Origin of the sequence: Nocardia sp. CY15 (genome assembly GCF_009829295.1) — a bacterium.
GTDB lineage: Bacteria > Actinomycetota > Actinomycetes > Mycobacteriales > Mycobacteriaceae > Nocardia > Nocardia sputi.
Map to the genome: position 1 here is coordinate 780,976 of NZ_VUOT01000001.1, position 18,351 is coordinate 799,326.

Here is an 18,351-nt window from a genome sequence, read left to right on the forward strand (position 1 = left end):
CGCGTGGCTACCGTCCGACGCGTGGGAGACGAGCAGGATCCGCTGGGCGATGGCCGCTATCTGCTGACCGGTCGATCGCTGAGCGAGTACCGGGCCATGTTCGCACTCACGGACGACGACCTGCGCGGCGACATCCTCGACTGCCCAGGTGGCGCTGCCGGCTTCGCGGCGGAGGCGGCCGCACTCGGCGCGCGGGTGGTCGCGGTCGATCCGGTCTATCGCATGCCCGCCGCGGAACTGACCGCCCTGGCGTCCGCGGAACTGGACCGCAACGCGTCCTACACCACAGCCGCCGCCGACCGCTTCGTATGGGACTTCTACGGCGACCCCGAGGGCCATCGGCGGCTGCGGCAGGCCGCGGCCCGTCGCTTCACCGAGGACCTGCACGCCAGCCCGGGGCGCTACCACTTCGGTGTGCTGCCCGCCCTCGACTTCCCCGATCGCGCCTTCGATCTGGTGCTGAGTTCGCATCTGCTGTTCACCTACGCCGACCGGCTGGATTTCGGCTTCCACCTGGCCGCCCTGCGGGAGCTGGCGCGCACGAGCCGTGGCGAGGTCCGGGTGTTCCCGCTCGTCGGCCATGCGGGCAGGCGGCTGGACGACCTGCTCGACCGCCTCCGTAACGCATTGCGCGCCGACCGCATCCGGTCGGACATCGTCGACGTCGATTTCGAATTCCAGCCCGGTGCGCGTTCGATGCTGCGGTTGACCGCGGCCTGAGACGGACCGATCGCACGCGGCGGCCGACGTCACATCACGTTCTCCACCCGGCTTGATTTCCGCAGATACGGAAATAAACTGCACTTCATGTCGAATTTGCGGATCAGCGAGGCAGCCTCGCTGCTCGGGGTCAGCGACGACACCGTGCGGCGCTGGATCGATCAGGGCAAACTGACCGCGCTCCAGCTCGGCAACGGGCGCAAGGGCGTCAGCGGGCGGGAACTCGCCGAGTTCCTCCGGGCCAACGCGGAGGCTCCCCAGCCGGGGGTCACCGTGGCCGCGTCGGCGCGCAATCGCATGCGCGGCATCGTCACGCGGGTGGTCAAGGACACCGTCATGGCCCAGGTCGAAATGCAGGCCGGGCCGTTCCGCCTGGTGTCGCTGCTGAGCCGGGAGTCGGTCGAGGAACTCGGGCTCGAAGTCGGCAGCGTCGCGGTGGCGTCGGTCAAATCGACACACGTCGTCGTCGAGATACCGGAGAGTTGACCAGGGATGATTCGATCGCTGAGCGTGGTGGCCGCTGCCGGAGTCGCCGCGATGGCGTTGACCGGTTGCGGCTCCGACGACGCGGGCTCCGCAGATGCGGACCGGATCGGCGGCACCGTGACGGTGTTCGCCGCGGCCTCGCTGACCGAGACGTTCACCGAACTCGGCGACCGGTTCGAGGCCGCGCACCCGGGGGTGCGGGTGGTCTACAGCTTCGGCGCCAGCTCCGCGCTCGCCGAACAGATCATCCAGGGCGCACCCGCCGACGTCTTCGCCGCGGCCGCGCCGAAGAACATGCAGCAGGTCGTGGACGCGGGCGAGGTCACCGCCGCACCGGCCACCTTCGCGCGCAACAGGCTGGAGATCGCGGTGCCGAAGGGCAATCCCGGCGGGGTCACCGCACTGGCCGATTTCGGCAGGACCGAGCTCGAGATAGCGCTGTGCGCCGAGCAGGTGCCGTGCGGCGCGGCCGCGAAGACGGTCTTCCAGGCGGCGGGCGTCGACCCCCGGCCGGACACGCGCGAGACCGACGTGAAAGCGGCGCTGACCAAGGTGAAACTCGGCGAGGTCGACGCCGCCCTGGTCTATCGCACCGACGTGCGAGCGGGCGGCGCTCAGGTGGAGGGCATCGCCGTCCCGGAAGCAGGCAAGGCGATAAACGACTATCCGGTGGCACCGCTGGCGCACGCGCCCAATGCCGCGGCGGCGGCCGCGTTCGTCGAATTCATACGTTCCGACCAGGCGCGTGCGGTGTTCGCGGAGGCGGGATTCGAGACACCGTGATCCGCGCGGCACGGCGACGGACACCCGCGGGACGACGCCCCCTCGTCCTGGTGCTGCCCGCGGTGGGCGCGCTGGCGTTCCTGGTCGTACCGCTGCTGGGATTGCTGTTGCGCGCGCCGTGGCGGACGCTGCCCGACCGGCTGCTGACCGCGGAAGTCGCCCAGGCGCTGCGCCTTTCGCTGGTGTGCGCGAGCGTGGCGACGGTGATCTGCCTGGTATTCGGCATCCCGCTGGCCTGGCTGCTCGCGCGCGGCGAGGTACCGGGAAGCGGGCTGATCCGGGCACTGGTCACCGTTCCGCTGGTGTTGCCCCCGGTCGTCGGCGGCGTCGCCTTGCTGCTGGTGCTCGGCAGGCGCGGACTGGTCGGCCGCTACCTGCACGAATGGCTCGGCGTGTCGTTGCCTTTCACGACCGCGGGCGTGGTGGTCGCGGAGGCGTTCGTGGCGATGCCGTTCCTGGTGATCTCGGTGGAGGGCGCGCTGCGGGCGGCCGATCCGCGCTTCGAAGAGGCGGCCGCGACCCTCGGCGCGTCGCGCTGGCTGACCTTCCGGCGGGTCACGGTGCCGTCGGTGCTGCCCGGCATCGTCGCGGGCGCGGTGTTGTGCTGGGCGCGGGCGCTGGGTGAATTCGGCGCCACCATCACGTTCGCGGGTAACTTCCCCGGGCGGACCACCACGATGCCGTTGGCGGTCTACCTGGCGCTGGAGACCGATCCGGCCGACGCGATCGTGCTGAGCCTGGTCCTGCTCGGCGTCTCGGTGGCGGTGCTGGTCGCGCTGCGGGAGCGGTGGATCCGAGGTGTGATGTGACGCTGGACGCGCACCTGCGGGTCACCCGGGAGTCGTTCCGGCTCGACATCCGCGTGACCGTCGCGCCGGGTGAGGTGGTCGCCCTGCTCGGCCCCAACGGCGCGGGCAAGACCACCGCGTTGCGCGCGCTGGCCGGGCTGACGCCGCTCACCGAGGGCGCGATCCGGCTCGACGACGAAACCTGGGACGCGCCGCCGAAGGTGTTCGTCCCCGCCGAGCGGCGACGAATCGGCGTCGTCTTCCAGGACTACCTGCTGTTCTCCCACCTCAGCGCTCTGGAGAATGTCGCGTTCGGGCTGCGCGCTCGTGGGCACGGTCGCGCCGCGGCCCGCGCACGCGCCGCGCACTGGCTCGAGCGCGTCGGGCTGACGCCGCAGGCCGCCGCCGAACCGCGCGCCCTGTCCGGAGGCCAGGCGCAGCGAGTGGCGCTGGCCCGGGCACTGGCCACCGACCCGGCGCTGCTGCTGCTCGACGAACCACTGGCCGCGCTGGATGCGAGCACGCGGCTACGGGTCCGGTCGGACCTCGCCCACCATCTGGCCGACTATCCCGGGCACACCGTGCTCGTCACGCACGATCCGCTCGACGCGATGGTCCTGGCCGACCGCCTGGTGATCGTCGAGGACGGCGCGGTGGTGCAGCACGGTCCGCCCGCCGAGGTCGCACGGCGGCCGCGCTCCGACTACGTCGCCAACCTGGTCGGTCTCAACCTCTATCGCGGGACCGCCCGGGACACCACCGTCCACCTCGCGGACGGGGGTTCGTTCACCGTGGCCGAGCCGGGCAGCGGACCGGTGCACGTCGCCTTCGCACCGACCGCGGTCGGCCTGCACCCGGCGCCTCCCGCGGGCAGCCCGCGCAACACCTGGCCGGTCACCGTCGCCGCGATCGAACAGCACGCCCACACCGTCCGAGTCCGGCTCGACGGCGCCCCACCCGTGCTCGCCGACGTCACCCCGGCCACCGTGGCCGAGCTGCGACTTCGGCCCGGCCTGCGACTGTGGGCAGCGGTCAAGGCCACCGAAACCCACACCTACCCGGCGTGAGAGTGCCATCAACATGGTTCGCAGACGCGAATTCGTGTTAACTTAGGCGAGAATAGCAATTAACTTAGCTGATCGGAGAGGGCTATGAGATTCGCGAGATTCGCGAGATTCGCGAGGTCCGCGAGGTCCGCGAGGTCCGCCGTCATCGTCGATGTCGTCCGCACACCGTCCGGTAAGGGCAAGGCAGGCGGCGGCCTGTCGGACGTGCATCCGGCCACCTTGCTGGCGGGCGTGCTCGCCGAACTCGTCGCCCGTAACGACCTCGATCCCGCGATGGTGGACGACGTGGTCGGCGGATGCGTCACACAGAGCGGCGAGCAGGCGTTCAACATCAGCAGGACCGCCGCGCTGGCCGCGGGGTTCCCGGAGTCGGTGCCCGCCACCACGGTCGACCGGCAGTGCGGGTCCAGCCAGCAGGCCGCGCACTTCGCGGCCCAGGGTGTCATCGCGGGCGCCTACGACATCGCGATCGCGTGCGGCGTCGAATCGATGAGCCGCGCGCCGATGTTCTCCAACGGCCAGGGCAAGGACGCCAGCCGCGGCCCACTCGCCCACCGCTACCCGGACGGCCTGATCCAGCAGGGCATCGCGGCCGAGGTGATCAGCGCCCGGTGGAAGTTCGATCGCACCGCGCTCGACGAATTCGCCGCCCGCTCGCATCAGCTCGCCGCTCGAGCCGCGGCGGCAGGCGGATTCGACAACGAACTGGTGCCCGCGGGCGCGCTGACGGCCGACGAGACCATCCGGCCCAGCACCACCGGTGAAAGCCTCGCGAAACTGCGGCCCGCCTTCGCCGACGATCAGTACACGACGCGCTTCCCCGAGATCGAGTGGTCGATCACCCCGGGGAACTCCTCCCCACTGACCGACGGCGCCTCGGCCGCACTGATCATGAGCGAGGAAGCGGCGGCGAAGCTGGGCTTGCGCCCGCGCGCCCGATTCCACTCGTTCGCCGTGGTGGGCGACGACCCGCTGCTGATGCTCACAGCCGTCATCCCGGCCACTCGCAAAGTACTCGAGCGCGCCGGACTGGGCATCGACGACATCGACGCCTACGAGGTGAACGAGGCGTTCGCGCCGGTGCCGCTGGTCTGGCAGCACGAGTTGAACGCCGACCCGCAGCGGCTGAACCCCCGCGGCGGCGCGATCGCCCTCGGCCATCCACTGGGCGCCTCGGGCACCCGCATCCTGGCGACGCTGGTCAACCACCTGGAGCAGACCGGCAGCCGTTACGGTCTGCAGACGATGTGCGAGGCGGGCGGGTTGGCCAACGCCACGATCATCGAACGTCTCGGATGAGCGTCCGTACCGCGCTGGTCACCGGCGGGTCGCGCGGCATCGGCGCCGAGGTGGCGCGCCGCCTGGCCGGCGAGGGCTATCACGTGACTCTCGCCGCGCGCACCCGCGACACCACCGATCGGGAGCGCGGCGCGAAGATCGTCGCGCTCGCGTCGATCACCGGTGTCGCCGCAGAGGCGGGCCTGGCCGCCTACGGAGCCACCAAAGCGGCGCTGATCTCGCTGTGCGAAACCGTGTCGCTGGAGGAGTCCGGGAACGGCGTCAGCGCCACCGCGGTGTCCCCCGGCTACGTCGACACCGACATGACCGCGTGGAAGCGTGATGTTCTCGACCGGTCCGCGATGCTCACCACCGGCGACGTCGCCGAGATGGTCCTGGCGATCACCCGGTTGTCCCGCAACGCGGTGGTGCCGAACATCGTGCTGTCCCGCGCCGGTGACCGGCTGTGGCGTGCCTGAGCACCGTTACCCGGCAGCGACCGGACCCGAGCTCAGGCATCAGAATATAACGCCGAATTCGGGCACGGCGAATAACGATTCGCTGTGAATAATCGGATTCCGAATTGCGGATGCGATTTTCGAGAGCACCTATATATGGCGATCAGTATTATCGCCATGAAATAGCTCGGCGCCTACCGCGGATTCGCGGTAGGCGCCGGTGACGCATCAGAGGTAAGCGCCGCACACAGGCCAGGCGCCCGGGCCCTGGGTCGCGAGCACGTTCTCGGCGACGCGGATCTGCTCCTCGCGGCTGGCGTTGGACGGGCTGCCGGTGCCGCCGTTGGCCTCCCAGGTGCTCTGGGTGAACTGCAGGCCGCCCGAGAAGCCGTTTCCGGTGTTGGTGGACCAGTTGCCACTGCTCTCGCACTGCGCGACGGCATCCCAGTTGTGGGCCGAAGCGGTGGCGGTGGACAGGCCGAACGGCACGGCGACGAGAGCGCCGAGAGCCGCGGTGAAGCCGAGAACACGAGTGGTGAATTTACGGTTATGCGACATGAGATTTCCCGCCTGCGCCCACCGGCTCGGCGAAGTTCGCCGCGCCCCTGTCCCCAGGAAGGTTGTGGACACTCGAACCGCGGGACAGGGTTTCCGGCGTTCTGCGATTCGAGCTCGATCTCGGTGTTGCCCCGAGCCGTGACCGACGTTAGCGGAGATGTCGCGGCAGATCACGTTCGAATAACGTGGGACCACGTTTAACCCCTGGTCGAGAGTTCGCGCCATCACCCCAGGTCGCTCGCGGGAAACGGGGCTGTGCCGATCCGCTGTTATGGGGGCGTTATGTGTTCGAGATCACTCGGAAATCGTGAAACGAGTCGCATTTTCCCAGGTCCACGACTTGCGGTAGTAGGCATGCCTTTGCCGGATACCGGCGCGAAGGGGAGCCCAGCGACCGGTTCGTTACCTTCCGGACGAGCCAAAGATATGACCGTGACCGCAGATGGCGACGCGGGCGATTCGCGATCCCGGCGCAGGACCGGACCGGCCAGGAGGCGCGTCGGACGCGCCTCCGGCTCAGGCGCCGACTACTTCCCGTGCGCCCGCAACTGGTAGAGCCCCTCGGTTTCGGCGACGACCACGCCGTCGGCGTCGGTGACCACCGCCCGCAAGGTGAACTCGGATTTGCCGTTCTCCGCCGCCTCCGCGGTGACGCGTGCGATCTCCGCCTCCGACAGCGTCGCCTCCGCCCGCACGTCGGTCCTGGCCGGCTTGCGGAAGAACACGCGCAGGTCCTTCACCAGCGGATAGAACGCGGAGTTGTCGAAGGTCGCCACCGCGATCGCGCCGCCGAGGATCTCGGCGACGGTGAACAGCACACCGGCGTACATCACGCCGAAGTGGTTGCCGTTGCCCTCGGCGGGCACCGAGGTCGCCGCGAAACCCCGCCGCACCTCCACCGCCCGGACACCCATCTTGTGCGCGATCGGGATGGTGTATTCCAGTGCCCCGTTGACGATGTCCTCGAACGGAGGAGTCCCGACGTCGCTCATCGCAACCGTCCCTTCACGCCGGAGGTGGCCGGCACCTCGTTGTCTCTGCCACGGCCACCGTGGTGGACGTCACCGAAGCGTAGGCCCTCGAACGCGCGCGCCGACAGAGTGTTGACAGTTTGCCAACACCGTCGGCCGCGGGAGGGTCACAGGCTGCGGGCGATGATCTCCTTCATGATCTCGTTGGTGCCGCCGTAGATCTTCTGCACGCGGCTGTCGGTCCACATCCGCGAGATCGGGTATTCGGTCATGTAGCCGTAGCCGCCGTGCAGCTGTAGGCATTCGTCGGCCACCGACATGGCGCGGTCGGTGGTCCACCACTTGGCCATGGCGACGGTCGGGATGTCCAGCTCCCCACGCAGGTGCCGCGCGATGCAATCGTCCAGGAAGACCCGGGCCACCCGGGTTTCTGTGGCCACCTCGGCGAGCTTGAACTTGGTGTTCTGGAACGCGAACACCGGCTTGCCGAAGGCGTGCCGCTCCTTGGTGTAGCGCAACGTCGCCTCCAGCGCGGCCTCCATGCCCGCCACCGATCCGACGGCGATGATCAGCCGTTCCTGCGGAAGCTGCTGCATCAGCTGGATGAAGCCCTGCCCTTCCCGAGTGCCGAGCAGGTTGGACACCGGGACGCGGACGTCCTCGAAGAACAGCTCCGAGGTGTCCTGACCTTTCTGGCCCACCTTGTCCAGCACCCGTCCGCGCCGGAAGCCCGGCCGGTCGGCCTCCACCAGGATCAGCGAGATCCCCGCGGCGCCCGCGCTGGTGTCGGTCTTGGCGACCACGATGACGAGATCGGCTTGGCTGCCGTTGGTGATGAAGGTCTTCGAGCCGTTCACGACGTACTCGTCGCCCTCGCGGATCGCCTTGGTCTTGACGTTCTGCAGATCCGATCCCGTACCCGGCTCGGTCATGGCGATCGCGCCGACGACCTCGCCGGTGGCCATCTTGGGCAGCCACTGCCGTTTCTGCTCTTCGGTGCCGTAGTGCAGCAGGTAGTGCGCGACGATCCCGCTGTGCAAGGTGGCGCCCCAGGAGGTGTCGAACGCCTTGGCCTGCTCCTCGATGAGCACGGCCTCGTGCGCGAAGGTGCCGCCGCCACCGCCGTACTCCTCCGGGATCGACGCGCACAGCAGGCCGAGCGCGCCCGCCTTGGTCCAGAAGTCGCGGTCGACGTGGTGCTGCTCGATGAACTTGTCGATGTTCGGCGTCAACTCCTTCGCGAAGAACGAGCGGGCGAGCTCGCGCAGGGCGTCCAGGTCGTCGTCGAGCCAGGCGGACCGGTAGGTCGTCATCGGGGGTGTCCTTGCGAAAGTCTGATACCGATAGTTACGGGTACAGTGTGTACCAATAGCTGACCGGGTACAAGGTGTACCACCGGATTGCCCGGCGGATACGCTCACCCTGTGGCACGACAACCCTGGGTGGACACCGCCGACGCTCGGCGTTCCACCAGCAATCGGCCCGGCCGCGACGAGCGCCGCCGCGCCATCGTGCAAGCCGCGATAGCGGCGATCGAGGAGGACGGTCCGCACGCGCTGACCGGCCGGATCGCCGACCGGGCCGGACTGGCCCGAACACATGTCTATCGACACTTCGCCAGCAAGGAAGAGCTGGACTTGGCGGTCGCCCGGTACGCGCACCACGATCTGACCGAGCGGATCCGGGCGCGATTGGCGGTGCACGGCACGCCACTGGACGTCATCCGCGAGCCATTGGCCCAGCACGTACGGTGGGCCGCCGAGCACCCCAATCTGTATCGCTTCCTGGTCGGACGCGATTACCGGCGGGGCCGCAACGAGCCGCGCGTCGGCGGAAGCGCTTTCGCCGCCGAGATCTCCGCGGCGGCGGCGCGCTACCTGCCGGAGTTCGGGGCCGACCCGATGGCCGCGGACCGGCTGGTGGTCGCCCTGCTGGGCCTGGTCGACGCCTCGGTGCGCTGGTGGCTGGAACACCACGACACCACCGAGTCCGCCCTCGTCGACCGCCTGACCACCGAATGCTGGCTGCTCATCGACAACCGGCTCCGCGATCTGGGCATCGCGATCGACCCGCGAGAACCATTGCCGGACAAGTGAACCAGTGCATCACCGGGAGGCAGGTACCACTTCCCGCGTAATGGCATGGACGAAATCGGGGAGATCACCCGGGTTGCGGGAGGTGAGCAGCGTCCACCCGCCCTCGGCGGAGCGGACCGCCGGTTCGTCGACCCACGCGCCGCCCGCGTTGACGATGTCGGCCCGGAGCGAGAAGTACGAGGTCAGCGTCTTGCCGGACACCAGCTCGGCGTTCACGAGCAGCCAGGGGCCGTGGCAGATCGCGGCGATCGGCTTGCCCGCGCCCGCGAACTCCTTGGCCAGCTCGATCGCCCGGTCGGTGACCCGCAGCTTGTCCGCGTTCACCGTGCCGCCGGGCACCACGAGCACGTCGAAGTCGTCCACGGAAACCTCGTGCAACGACGAATCCGGTTGTACAGCAGCGTCTTTCTCCGTGTCGTGGCGGAAAGTCTGCACCTGCTCGCGCTTCGGCGCGGCATGGGTGACCCGCGCGCCGCGCTGACGCAGTTCGTCGCGCGGCACCAGCAGTTCGTCCCGCTCCACTCCCGTGTTCGAGGTGATGATCAGGACCCGCGTCCCATCCAGCTGATCGGCCATGAGCGCCTCTCCTTTCGGTCGAATGATCCTGTTCCCGTCATGCCGCGCGAGGGCTCCGCTAAACCTCGGTGCGGCCGGAAGCGTCGTCCGGCGGCAACAGCGTGCGGGAGAGATGCTCTTGCGCCAGCCGGCGCAGCGCGGCGAGCAGGGTGTCACCCAAGATCGTTCCGACGATCGCGGTTTCGGTCATCCGCTCGACGGCGGGTTCGTTGCGGACCAGGGCGAGGTCGGTGGCGGCGATGGCCTCGCTGGCGCCCGCGTAGTCGTCCAGCGCGCCGACCACGTCACCGTGGCCGAGCTGGCGCAGCGCGGCGCAGACATCGATGAGGGTGCCGAGGGCCGGGCTCTCGTCGTGGATTCGCCAGCCGCGCCCGTCCAGCAGTGCCGCGACGTCCTCGGCGGCGGCCGCCCGCTGCTCGTCGGCGACCGGAGAGCGCCGCCCACCCAGCGCGTACTGCACATGACCGAGGGAATCGCGCGCGGACAGGTTGCCGCTGTCGAGCGCCGCGAGCAGTTCCCTCGCCGCTTCGATGGACACGCCGCCGATATCCACCAGTGCCCGGATCAGCCGCAGCCGACTCACGTGTGCCTCGCTGTATTCGGCCTGGTTGCGGTGGGTTCGCACGCCGGACGGCAGCAGGCCTTCCCGCACGTAGTACTTGATCGTCGCGGGAGAAACACCGCTGGCGCGGCTGAGTTCGGCGATCCGCATCGGACTCCTCGGGCTCGGTCGACATCTTGACACTGGATAGTACCGCTATCCATAATCTTACTGATAGTTTCACTATCGATAGTTCTAGTTCCCGAAAGGCCCTGTGCGTGACTACCCTCTTCCGGCGCTTCCCCGCCCTCTCCTGGCACCGCCCGCTGATGCTGCTCGCCGTCGCGATGGCACTCCTGGTCGTGTGGTCGATCGCGGGCATCGTCGTCGATGACCGCACCCTGACCGGGCTGCCGATTTGGGCCAAATCCGCGAAATTCGCCCTTTCGGTGTTGATCTACGCCGTGACGTGGGCGTGGTTGATCGCCCAGCTCACTCGCTGGCGCCGCGTCGCCTGGTGGGCCGGGACGGTCGCGGCGCTCGGCCTGGCGGTGGAGTTGCTGGTCATCACCACCCAGATCGTGCGGGGCACGACCAGCCACTTCAATTTCACGACGCCGTTGAACGCGGCGCTGTGGGAGATCATGGGCTCCTCGATCGTGGTCGTCTGGGTGGCCACACTGATCGCGTCCGCGGCGGTGTTCGTCGACCCGGCGAGCGACCCCGCCCGCAACGCGGCGATCCGCTACGGCGCCGTCCTGTCGCTCGCGGGCGCCGCACTAGGGATGTTGATGGTCGGACCGACACCCGAGCAACGAGCAGCGGGCAGCTCGATCAGCGGCGCCCATACCGTCGGGCTTCCCGACGGCGGGCCGGGGTTGCCCATACTCGGCTGGAGTACCGCCGGAGGCGACCTGCGCATCCCGCATTTCCTCGGGATGCATGCGTTGCAGGTCATTCCGCTGGTTCTGCTCGCCGTCGAGTACGGCTCACGCCGCATTCCGGTTCTGCGATCGGCGGATACCAGGCGAAGGCTCGTCACGGTCGCGGCGGCGACCTACGCCGCGCTGCTCGCGGTGCTGACCTGGCAAGCGTTGCGCGGACAGTCGGTGGTCCATCCCGACGCGGCGACTCTTCTCGCCTTCGCCGTCATCACTCTCGCCGCAATCGTGTCCACAGCCATGGCGGTGCGCTCGAAAGCCGTTGTGGTGAACAGACTTCCCGCAGGAGCGAGCCGATGACGGAATCGCTCTTCGACATCACCTTCTGGTTGGCGGCGCCGTTCTGGGCACTGATGGTCCTGGCGCCGACGTGGCGGCGGACCGGTGCGATCGTCGCGTCACCGCTCATCTGCCTCCCGCCCCTGATCGTCTACGCGGCACTGATCGTGCCCGAGTTCGGCTCGTTCGCCGAGGCGTTGATCAACCCGAATCTGCCTGGGCTGCAAACCGTTCTCGGTGAAAGCTCCGGGGCCGCGGCGGCATGGGCGCACTTCGTGGCCTTCGATTTGTTCCTCGGACGCTGGATCTTCCTGGACAGCCGCGCCCGCGGACGCACACCGCTGCTGATCAGCCCGCTGCTCGTGCTCACCATCCTGTTCGCGCCGATCGGCGTCCTGATCTACCTGCTCATCCGACTCACCACCACACCGGCGCCCGGCCGGACCGTCCCCACGGAGGCATGATGGAAACACTCCTCGTTCTGCTGACCAGCCTGCTCGTGCTGCGTGCGGCAGGCGCCCTCGGCGCACGCCGATTCGCCGCGTGGCCCACCTGCGGCGCCTACGCCCTCGGCGTGATGCTGATCATGACCGGCACAACGCATTTCCTGCCGGAGTCGTTCGCGGACTCCCCCGCCCCGACCCATGCCGATCTCCTCCCGATGGTGCCGCCGTTCGTACCGTTCCCCGGCGCGATGATCTACCTGACCGGCGTTTTGGAACTGCTCGGTGCCGTGGGCCTGTTCCTCACACGCACGCGCCGGCCCGCAGGGCTGGGACTGGCTGCCTTGTTCGTCGTGATGCTGCCCGCCAACATCTACGTAGCCGTCAGCGACGTCCCGTTCAACGGCGCGCCCGCGACGCCACTGTGGGCGCGTATCCCGGAGCAGGTGCTGTACATCGGCGTTGCCCTGTGGGCGGCCGGGGTGCTGAAACTCCCCCGCCGAGGAGGCCGTGGCCTCGACTTCCAGGCGAATAGGGCCGGCGACCGCACGACAGCCTGAGGCATTCGCATCCATCCCATACGGTATGGTATGTTCGGCCTCGAGGGTCGAGGAGGTCGGATGAGCAAGCGGGATTGGCTCGACGCCGGGTTGGCGGTGCTGGCCGAGGACGGGGCGCGGGCGCTCACCGTGGAGCGTTTGTGCGCCGACCTCGGCCTCACGAAAGGGTCGTTCTACCACCATTTCCGGGGCATGTCCGGGTACAAGACCGACCTGCTCGAACACTTCGAATCCGTGTACACCGGCCGCTATATCACCGAAACCGAGGCAGGCGACGCCCCCGCACGCGACAAACTCGCCCGGCTGACGGACCTCGTACTCGCAGATCAGGACGCGGACAACGCAGTGGAGATCGCCATGCGCTCCTGGGCGATGCAGGACCCGGAGGTGTACCGGCTCCAGCAGCGCGTGGACCGGAGGCGGGTCGAATACCTCGAGTCACTGTTGCGCGATCTCCACGAGAACAACGAAGAGATCGAACCGTTGGCGCGCCTGCTCTACCTCGCACTCGTCGGGGCCCAGCAGGTGATTCCACCACTTCCCGCGAAAGAGATCGCCGATATCTATGCCTTGGTGCTGCGACTGGCGATCCGGAAGGAGAACTGATGCCCGCCCTCGGCCCCTGGGTGCACCGACTGCTCTTCGCGACGGCGGCGATCCACTTCGTGTACGCGTTCATCCAGCCCAACGACTGGTCCGGCATCGCGTCCGAAGGATTCCTGGCGGCGGCCTCCGACACCGGCGATCCCGCCTATTTCGCGCTCGATGCCAGCGTGTGGTTCATGATGTGCGGAATCGCGCTGTTGGCCATCGGCGCGCTCACCCGCAACGCGCTCAGCGCTACCGGCCGCGTACCCGGCCACGTCGGCTGGTACCTGGTCGCGATCGGAATCCCGCTGACCGTCATCTATTTTCCCGTCACCGGCGGCTGGCTGATACTGGCCGTCGCCGCGGTAGCCCTTGCCGCCGCCTACCGCGTGGACCAGCCGGAACGGTGAGACGCCTTCCACCGAAACAGACTGGTTCCGTGACGTTTTCGCGTAGTCTGCGGTGAGATCCGTACCGGCTTGTGGAGTACGGCGGACCGGGGTGGGTACACCGAAATCGTGAGTGCTTCTAGGTGTTTGGGCGCGCTCGTCAGCGTGCTGGCGAGCGCGGTAGCGGTGTCCCTCTTTTCCGTTCAACCTGCCGAAGCCGAGCCCGGGCGGGCCCGCGTCGTCGGGGAAATTCCGCTCGGAGGCTCGGTTTCGCAGATCGATGTCTACTCGCCGTCGATGGATCGGGTGGTCCCCAATCGGGTGATCCGCGCCGCGGGTGGCGGCCCCGCGCCCACGCTGTATCTGCTCACCGGCATCGGCGGTGGGGTCGACGGGATCTCGTGGTGGGACGACACGGACGTTCGTACGTTCTTCGCCGACAAGCGCGTCAATGTGGTGATGCCGGTCGGCGGGGCCTACAGCATGTACACCGACTGGCTCGCCGACGATCCGGCGGTGGGGCGAAACCGATGGCAGACCTACCTCACCCGGGAGCTTCCCGGAACCCTCGACTCCGAACTGGATACGAACGGACGAAACGCGATCGCCGGGGTGTCGATGAGCGCCGCTTCGGCCGTCGACCTCGCGATTCAGGCGCCCGAGGTGTACGAGGCCGTGGCGGCCTACAGCGGGTGCCCTTGGGCCGCTGACGCCGCAGGCGCCGCGATGGTCAGCGCGCAGGTCATCCGCGGCGGGGGCAACCCGGCGAACATGTGGGGATCGCCGGGCGACGCGGTCTGGCGGGCGCACGACGCTTTCGCCAACGCGGGCGCTCTGGCCGGGAAAACCATCTACTTGTCCGCCGCCTCCGGCACTCCGGGGGCGATAGATCGAGGAGGGCTGCCCTTCCCGCCGATCGAGGCGATCGCGAGTTCGTGCACGGCGGCCTTCGCCGACCGTCTCACCGAGCTCGGGCTACCGGCGATCCATGTCAACCGCCCGGAGGGCTCGCACACCTGGGGGCAGTTCGAGGCGGACCTGCACGATTCCTGGCCCCACCTGGCCCGCGCCCTCGGGGCGTGAGCAGCGGCTCCCGACCGCGCGCTCATCCTGCACGACGCACGGCCGGGCTCGCAGCCGCCGCGCGGGCCCGGCCGTGGCGACGAGCGCAGGCCACCAGCGCATGCGTGGATAGGGCACGATGTCCTGTCCCCAGCGAACCGGACCAGCGCATCCGTGCGCTGATGGCGGGCTCGGGTTCCGCGCACACTGTCGCCCGACCGCGCGGTGGCCTCCCGGCGTGGTGTCGGAGCTCACCGACGGGGGTGGGACTCATTCGTCTCGTCGTTCAGGACATCGGCGGCCGCATCGGCCTCGGAAACCGGGACCCGCAGCACCAGAACCGTGAGCAGGCAACCGACCAGCGCCAGTAAGGCCGCGGCGGCGAAGCCCGCGCGGACGCCATCGACGGAGGAGCCGTTCGCTTTTTCGGTCACCGTCTGCGCGAGCAGGAGCACGGCCGTGACGCCGATCCCGGCTCCGACCCGCTGCGCGGTGTTGACGACACCGGCGGCGATGCCCCGATCCGTCTCGTCCACCGCCGTGACGGCCGGGACGGTGACGCCGACGAACGCGGCAGGCAAACCGACGCCGAACACGATGGCCCCGGGCAGCACGTCGACGAGGTAAGAGGCGTGTTCGGGCAACCGCGCGAACCAAGCCAGCGCCGCGGCCTGCAACGCCATTCCGGCGGCCAGCACACCCTGGGGGCCGAGCTTCGCCAGCGCGAACGGGATGAGGGTGCGGGAGACGACGATGTTGACCACCGCGACCGGCAACACCGCCAGCCCCGACGCCGTCGGACTGTAGCCCTGGGTGTTCTGCAGATACAGCGCGAGCAGGGCGAACGCGGGCACGTGCGCCGCGCCGACGAGAGCGTTCACCGCTGCCGAACCGCTCACCTGACGAATCGCGAACAGCCGCAGCGGCATCAGCGGGTGCGAGCTGCGCAGCTCGATGACCAGGAAGCCGACGAAAAGGGCGGCACCCACTCCGAGCAGCGCGGAAGCGAGCAGCCGGAGGCCCGGATCGCCCCACGCGCCGATCGAGTATCCGATGATCAGCAGCGCGCCCGTTCCGGTGAGCGCGCCCGGCACATCGAGTCGTCCCGCCTCGGCCGTGCTGGCGGGGTCCGCGGGCAGCTTGCGCAACAACGCCAGCGCGAGCAGTCCGATCGGCAGGTTGATCAGGAAGATCGACGGCCAACCGAAGACGTCGGTCAGCGGACCGCCCACCGCGGTGCCGATCGCCGCGCCCGCGGCGCCCATCGCGCTCCAGACTCCGAAGGCCCGGCGCCGCGCCGCTGGATCGGTGAACGCCGTGGCCAGCAGCGCCAGTTGCGCCGGGATCACGACGGCCGCACCGATGCCCTGCAGGGCACGCGCGGCGATCAGCAACCACGCCGTGCCCGCGAATCCGGCCAGCGCGGAGGCGACAGTGAAGACCGCCAGCCCGGCCCCGAACATGCGGCGCGGTCCGTACAGGTCCGCCGCGCGGCCCCCCAGCAGCATGAACCCGCCGAACGCGAGCAGATAGGCGTTGGTCACCCAGCCCAAACCGGCTTCACCCAGGCCGAAGTGCCTCCCGATCTCCGGAAGCGCCACGTTCAGCACCGTCGTATCGAGGAAGATCACCAACTCGACAACCGTAATCACCAGCAGCCGCCATCGTCCCAACCCGCCCATCACGCATCCTTTCACTAGAGCATCGATCTAGCGAAATAGTTCACTAGTGCTGAACTCCAGTCAAGTAGGATGTCCTCCATGTCGAAGAACACCGGAGTGCGCGCGGCCAAGACCTCGGCCAACCGGGCGCGCATGCTGGGCGCGGCGCGGGAGTTGTTCACCACCCGCGGTTACACGGCGACCACCATGAAGGCCATCGCCGAAGAAGCTGGGATGGCCGTGCAGACCCTGTACTTCACCTTCGCCACCAAGCGCGCGATCCTCGCGGAGTTGCTCGACGTCGAGATCGCGGGCGACACCGAGCCGGTCGCCACGCTCGACCGGCCGTGGTTCGCCGAGGCGGTCGCCGCGCCACCGCTCGAGCAGATCCGGCTCCAAGTGGCGGCCGCGGGCGCGATCCTGGCCCGGGTCACCCCCTTGCTGGAGGCCGTTCGCTCGGCCGCCGCGACCGATCCGGAACTGGCCGAACTGTGGCAGACCAACATCGCCCAACGCCACCTCGTGCAGCACCGCCTCGGTGCGGCGCTGGCCGCCAAAACCCCGCTGCGCGAAGGGATCGACCCCGACCGCGCCGCCGACATCGCCTTGGTGGTCCTCGCGCCCGAGACCTACCACCTCCTCGTCCACGAACGCGGCTGGACCAGCCAGGAGTGGCAGGACTGGGCCGCCGGCGCCCTGATTCGTCAGCTACTGCCCTGACCAGGTGTCGTGACCATCAGCGGCACAACGTATCCGATGATCCCCGCGCTCGTGGGCATCACCGCGAGCGATGGTGCCGCCGATGACGGCGCAGCGCCCGGCGACGACCACGACCGCGGCCCCGCACCGTGTGACGGTCGTTGCTGTGGCACGTCCGGCTCGAGGCGGACCCGGCTCACCGGTGGCTACGCGACCGCGCGCTGGAGGTGCCGGTTACCTACCGAACCACGAGACCCGAGCGAGACCGGTGCGGATGTCAGCGGTGAGGCGTGACCCCGCCTCGACCACCGGAGCGACCGTCACAAACCCTCGTCGGCGGGATAGCGGGCGGCGAGCCCGGACCGGTCGCCGAGCCCGAAGTTCATGACGAGATCGTCGGCGACCTGAACCAGCACGTCGCGCCCCTCGACCGCGGACGCCCATTCCCTCGGCAATCCGGAGACCCCGTGGACGGCGCCGATCAGATTGCCTGCCACCGCACCCGTGGAATCGGAATCGCCGGAATGGTTCACCGACAGCAGCAACGCCGCGCGCACATCACCGGTCCTGGCCGCGTGCAGGGCGCAATACACCGCGATGGCCAGGCATTCCTCCGCGACCCACCCTTCGCCGACCCGCTCGACCTGTTCGGCGGAGACCCCCTCCTCGGACAACTCCACAGCTCGCGTCAGGGCCGCCACCGTCTCGGCGCTCGCGGGGAAAGTCGTGAGCTGAGCGATCGTCTGCCGTACGGCGATCGACAGCTCGACACCGCTCACCACACGATCGATCAGTGCGGCGAACGCCCCCGCCGCGAGGTATCCCGTCGGATGCCCGTGGGTCAATTGAGCGGCCCGCGCGGCCGTGGTGAAAGCAAGGTCGGACCCCATACCGGCCAGACCGATCGGCGCGGACCGCATCACGGTGCCGCAGCCTTTCGAATGCGGGTTCACCGGCCCGCTCTCCCCGAACGGGTTCGGTGCGACGAACCCCCGTGACTGCTGCCCGAGCCCGGACATGCACGCGTTCCCGGGCGCGCGCGCCGCGTACAGAAAGGGAAGGCTCGCCAGCCACCCGTCGACGTGGGGCGCGGGCACCTCTTGCCGCTGCGTCTGCCACCAGCGCAGATATGCTCGGCGCAACGCCGGCAGCGGATCAGCGCCGGGCGCGGACCGCAAAAGCCCCTCAGCGGTGAACAACGTCATCTGCGTGTCGTCGGTGATCTGCTGCGCCGCGTCCTGGACATGCTGCGGCAGAAAGCCCGTCACGCCGTGATCGCCATACCGCTGCCGAATCTGCTCCAGCCGCAGGAATTCGATGGGCCACCCCAGCGCGTCACCCACCGCTCCACCCAGCAGTGACCCCCGGACCCGATCGAAGACCATCGTGTAATCCACCACGAGACAA

Annotated in this window: 22 protein-coding genes; 15 read left to right on the forward strand and 7 right to left on the reverse strand. The window is 68.9% G+C overall.

Annotated elements, in window-relative coordinates:
* The first annotated feature begins 21 nt into the window (after positions 1–21).
* The 7 genes from GVY39_RS03715 to GVY39_RS03745 all read left to right on the forward strand — a co-directional run bounded on the left by GVY39_RS03715 (position 22) and on the right by GVY39_RS03745 (position 5,601).
* Positions 22–720 (forward strand): hypothetical protein, encoded by a 699-nt coding sequence (locus GVY39_RS03715; protein WP_201295158.1) that lies wholly within the window; start codon positions 22–24, stop codon positions 718–720.
* An 87-nt stretch (positions 721–807) separates the two neighbouring features.
* Complete coding sequence (locus tag GVY39_RS03720) at positions 808–1,206, forward strand: molybdopterin-binding protein (RefSeq protein ID WP_159921135.1); 399 nt, start codon at positions 808–810, stop codon at positions 1,204–1,206.
* Positions 1,207–1,212: 6 nt separating this feature from the next.
* Entirely contained in the window at positions 1,213–1,989 is a 777-nt protein-coding gene (gene modA, locus GVY39_RS03725) for a molybdate ABC transporter substrate-binding protein (protein ID WP_159921133.1), read from the forward strand.
* The gene (gene modB, locus GVY39_RS03730) at positions 1,986–2,798 is read left to right on the forward strand and encodes a molybdate ABC transporter permease subunit (RefSeq protein WP_201295157.1); all 813 of its coding nucleotides are present in this window, start codon (positions 1,986–1,988) and stop codon (positions 2,796–2,798) included. The genes modA and modB overlap by 4 nt, the downstream gene beginning before the upstream one ends.
* On the forward strand, positions 2,795–3,844 hold the full coding sequence (locus GVY39_RS03735; RefSeq protein WP_159921131.1) for an ABC transporter ATP-binding protein: 1,050 nt from the start codon (positions 2,795–2,797) through the stop codon (positions 3,842–3,844). Before modB ends, GVY39_RS03735 begins: the two co-directional genes overlap by 4 nt.
* Positions 3,845–3,928: 84 nt before the next feature.
* Positions 3,929–5,143 (forward strand): thiolase family protein, encoded by a 1,215-nt coding sequence (locus GVY39_RS03740; protein WP_159921129.1) that lies wholly within the window; start codon positions 3,929–3,931, stop codon positions 5,141–5,143.
* Positions 5,140–5,601, forward strand: coding sequence for an SDR family oxidoreductase (locus tag GVY39_RS03745; RefSeq protein WP_159921127.1), 462 nt, complete (start codon positions 5,140–5,142; stop codon positions 5,599–5,601). The genes GVY39_RS03740 and GVY39_RS03745 overlap by 4 nt, the downstream gene beginning before the upstream one ends.
* A gap of 207 nt (positions 5,602–5,808) precedes the next feature.
* Here GVY39_RS03745 and GVY39_RS03750 read toward each other — a convergent pair whose 3' ends face one another.
* From GVY39_RS03750 to GVY39_RS03760, 3 genes are all read right to left on the reverse strand, one after another.
* The gene (locus GVY39_RS03750) at positions 5,809–6,138 is read right to left on the reverse strand and encodes a transglycosylase family protein (RefSeq protein WP_159921125.1); all 330 of its coding nucleotides are present in this window, start codon (positions 6,136–6,138) and stop codon (positions 5,809–5,811) included.
* A 527-nt stretch (positions 6,139–6,665) separates the two neighbouring features.
* A complete protein-coding gene (locus GVY39_RS03755) occupies positions 6,666–7,130 on the reverse strand; it encodes a PaaI family thioesterase (RefSeq protein ID WP_159921123.1) in 465 nt (154 codons plus the stop codon).
* A gap of 146 nt (positions 7,131–7,276) precedes the next feature.
* A complete protein-coding gene (locus GVY39_RS03760) occupies positions 7,277–8,422 on the reverse strand; it encodes an acyl-CoA dehydrogenase family protein (RefSeq protein WP_159921121.1) in 1,146 nt (381 codons plus the stop codon).
* A 111-nt stretch (positions 8,423–8,533) separates the two neighbouring features.
* Here GVY39_RS03760 and GVY39_RS03765 point away from each other — a divergent pair, with 111 nt between their 5' ends.
* Positions 8,534–9,205, forward strand: coding sequence for a TetR/AcrR family transcriptional regulator (locus tag GVY39_RS03765; RefSeq protein ID WP_159921119.1), 672 nt, complete (start codon positions 8,534–8,536; stop codon positions 9,203–9,205).
* A 9-nt stretch (positions 9,206–9,214) separates the two neighbouring features.
* Here GVY39_RS03765 and GVY39_RS03770 read toward each other — a convergent pair whose 3' ends face one another.
* Together GVY39_RS03770 and GVY39_RS03775 are read right to left on the reverse strand one after the other, a co-directional pair.
* A complete protein-coding gene (locus GVY39_RS03770) occupies positions 9,215–9,781 on the reverse strand; it encodes a type 1 glutamine amidotransferase domain-containing protein (RefSeq protein WP_159921117.1) in 567 nt (188 codons plus the stop codon).
* Between the two features lie 58 nt (positions 9,782–9,839).
* Positions 9,840–10,493 (reverse strand): MerR family transcriptional regulator, encoded by a 654-nt coding sequence (locus tag GVY39_RS03775; protein ID WP_159921115.1) that lies wholly within the window; start codon positions 10,491–10,493, stop codon positions 9,840–9,842.
* A 107-nt stretch (positions 10,494–10,600) separates the two neighbouring features.
* On the opposite strand from GVY39_RS03775, the gene GVY39_RS03780 reads away from it, so the two are divergent.
* The 6 genes from GVY39_RS03780 (at position 10,601) to GVY39_RS03805 (ending at position 14,605) form a co-directional block, all read left to right on the forward strand.
* Positions 10,601–11,563 (forward strand): hypothetical protein, encoded by a 963-nt coding sequence (locus GVY39_RS03780; RefSeq protein ID WP_236565295.1) that lies wholly within the window; start codon positions 10,601–10,603, stop codon positions 11,561–11,563.
* On the forward strand, positions 11,560–12,006 hold the full coding sequence (locus GVY39_RS03785) for an ABA4-like family protein (RefSeq protein ID WP_159921113.1): 447 nt from the start codon (positions 11,560–11,562) through the stop codon (positions 12,004–12,006). The genes GVY39_RS03780 and GVY39_RS03785 overlap by 4 nt, the downstream gene beginning before the upstream one ends.
* Positions 12,003–12,545, forward strand: coding sequence for a DoxX family membrane protein (locus tag GVY39_RS03790; protein ID WP_201295156.1), 543 nt, complete (start codon positions 12,003–12,005; stop codon positions 12,543–12,545). Before GVY39_RS03785 ends, GVY39_RS03790 begins: the two co-directional genes overlap by 4 nt.
* Before the next feature lie 60 nt (positions 12,546–12,605).
* Entirely contained in the window at positions 12,606–13,151 is a 546-nt protein-coding gene (locus tag GVY39_RS03795) for a TetR/AcrR family transcriptional regulator (RefSeq protein ID WP_159921111.1), read from the forward strand.
* Positions 13,151–13,543: a DUF6463 family protein gene (locus tag GVY39_RS03800; RefSeq protein WP_159921109.1), complete on the forward strand. Its 393-nt coding sequence runs from the start codon at positions 13,151–13,153 to the stop codon at positions 13,541–13,543. Before GVY39_RS03795 ends, GVY39_RS03800 begins: the two co-directional genes overlap by 1 nt.
* Positions 13,544–13,651: 108 nt before the next feature.
* Entirely contained in the window at positions 13,652–14,605 is a 954-nt protein-coding gene (locus GVY39_RS03805) for an alpha/beta hydrolase family protein (RefSeq protein WP_236565294.1), read from the forward strand.
* Positions 14,606–14,835: 230 nt separating this feature from the next.
* On the opposite strand, the gene GVY39_RS03810 is transcribed toward GVY39_RS03805, so the two are convergent.
* A complete protein-coding gene (locus GVY39_RS03810; RefSeq protein WP_159921107.1) occupies positions 14,836–16,266 on the reverse strand; it encodes an MFS transporter in 1,431 nt (476 codons plus the stop codon).
* 78 nt (positions 16,267–16,344) lie between these two features.
* Here GVY39_RS03810 and GVY39_RS03815 point away from each other — a divergent pair, with 78 nt between their 5' ends.
* A complete protein-coding gene (locus tag GVY39_RS03815; protein ID WP_195138950.1) occupies positions 16,345–16,965 on the forward strand; it encodes a TetR/AcrR family transcriptional regulator in 621 nt (206 codons plus the stop codon).
* Positions 16,966–17,264: 299 nt separating this feature from the next.
* Here GVY39_RS03815 and GVY39_RS03820 read toward each other — a convergent pair whose 3' ends face one another.
* Positions 17,265–18,344, reverse strand: coding sequence for an ADP-ribosylglycohydrolase family protein (locus GVY39_RS03820; RefSeq protein ID WP_159921103.1), 1,080 nt, complete (start codon positions 18,342–18,344; stop codon positions 17,265–17,267).
* Positions 18,345–18,351: the final 7 nt, after the last annotated feature.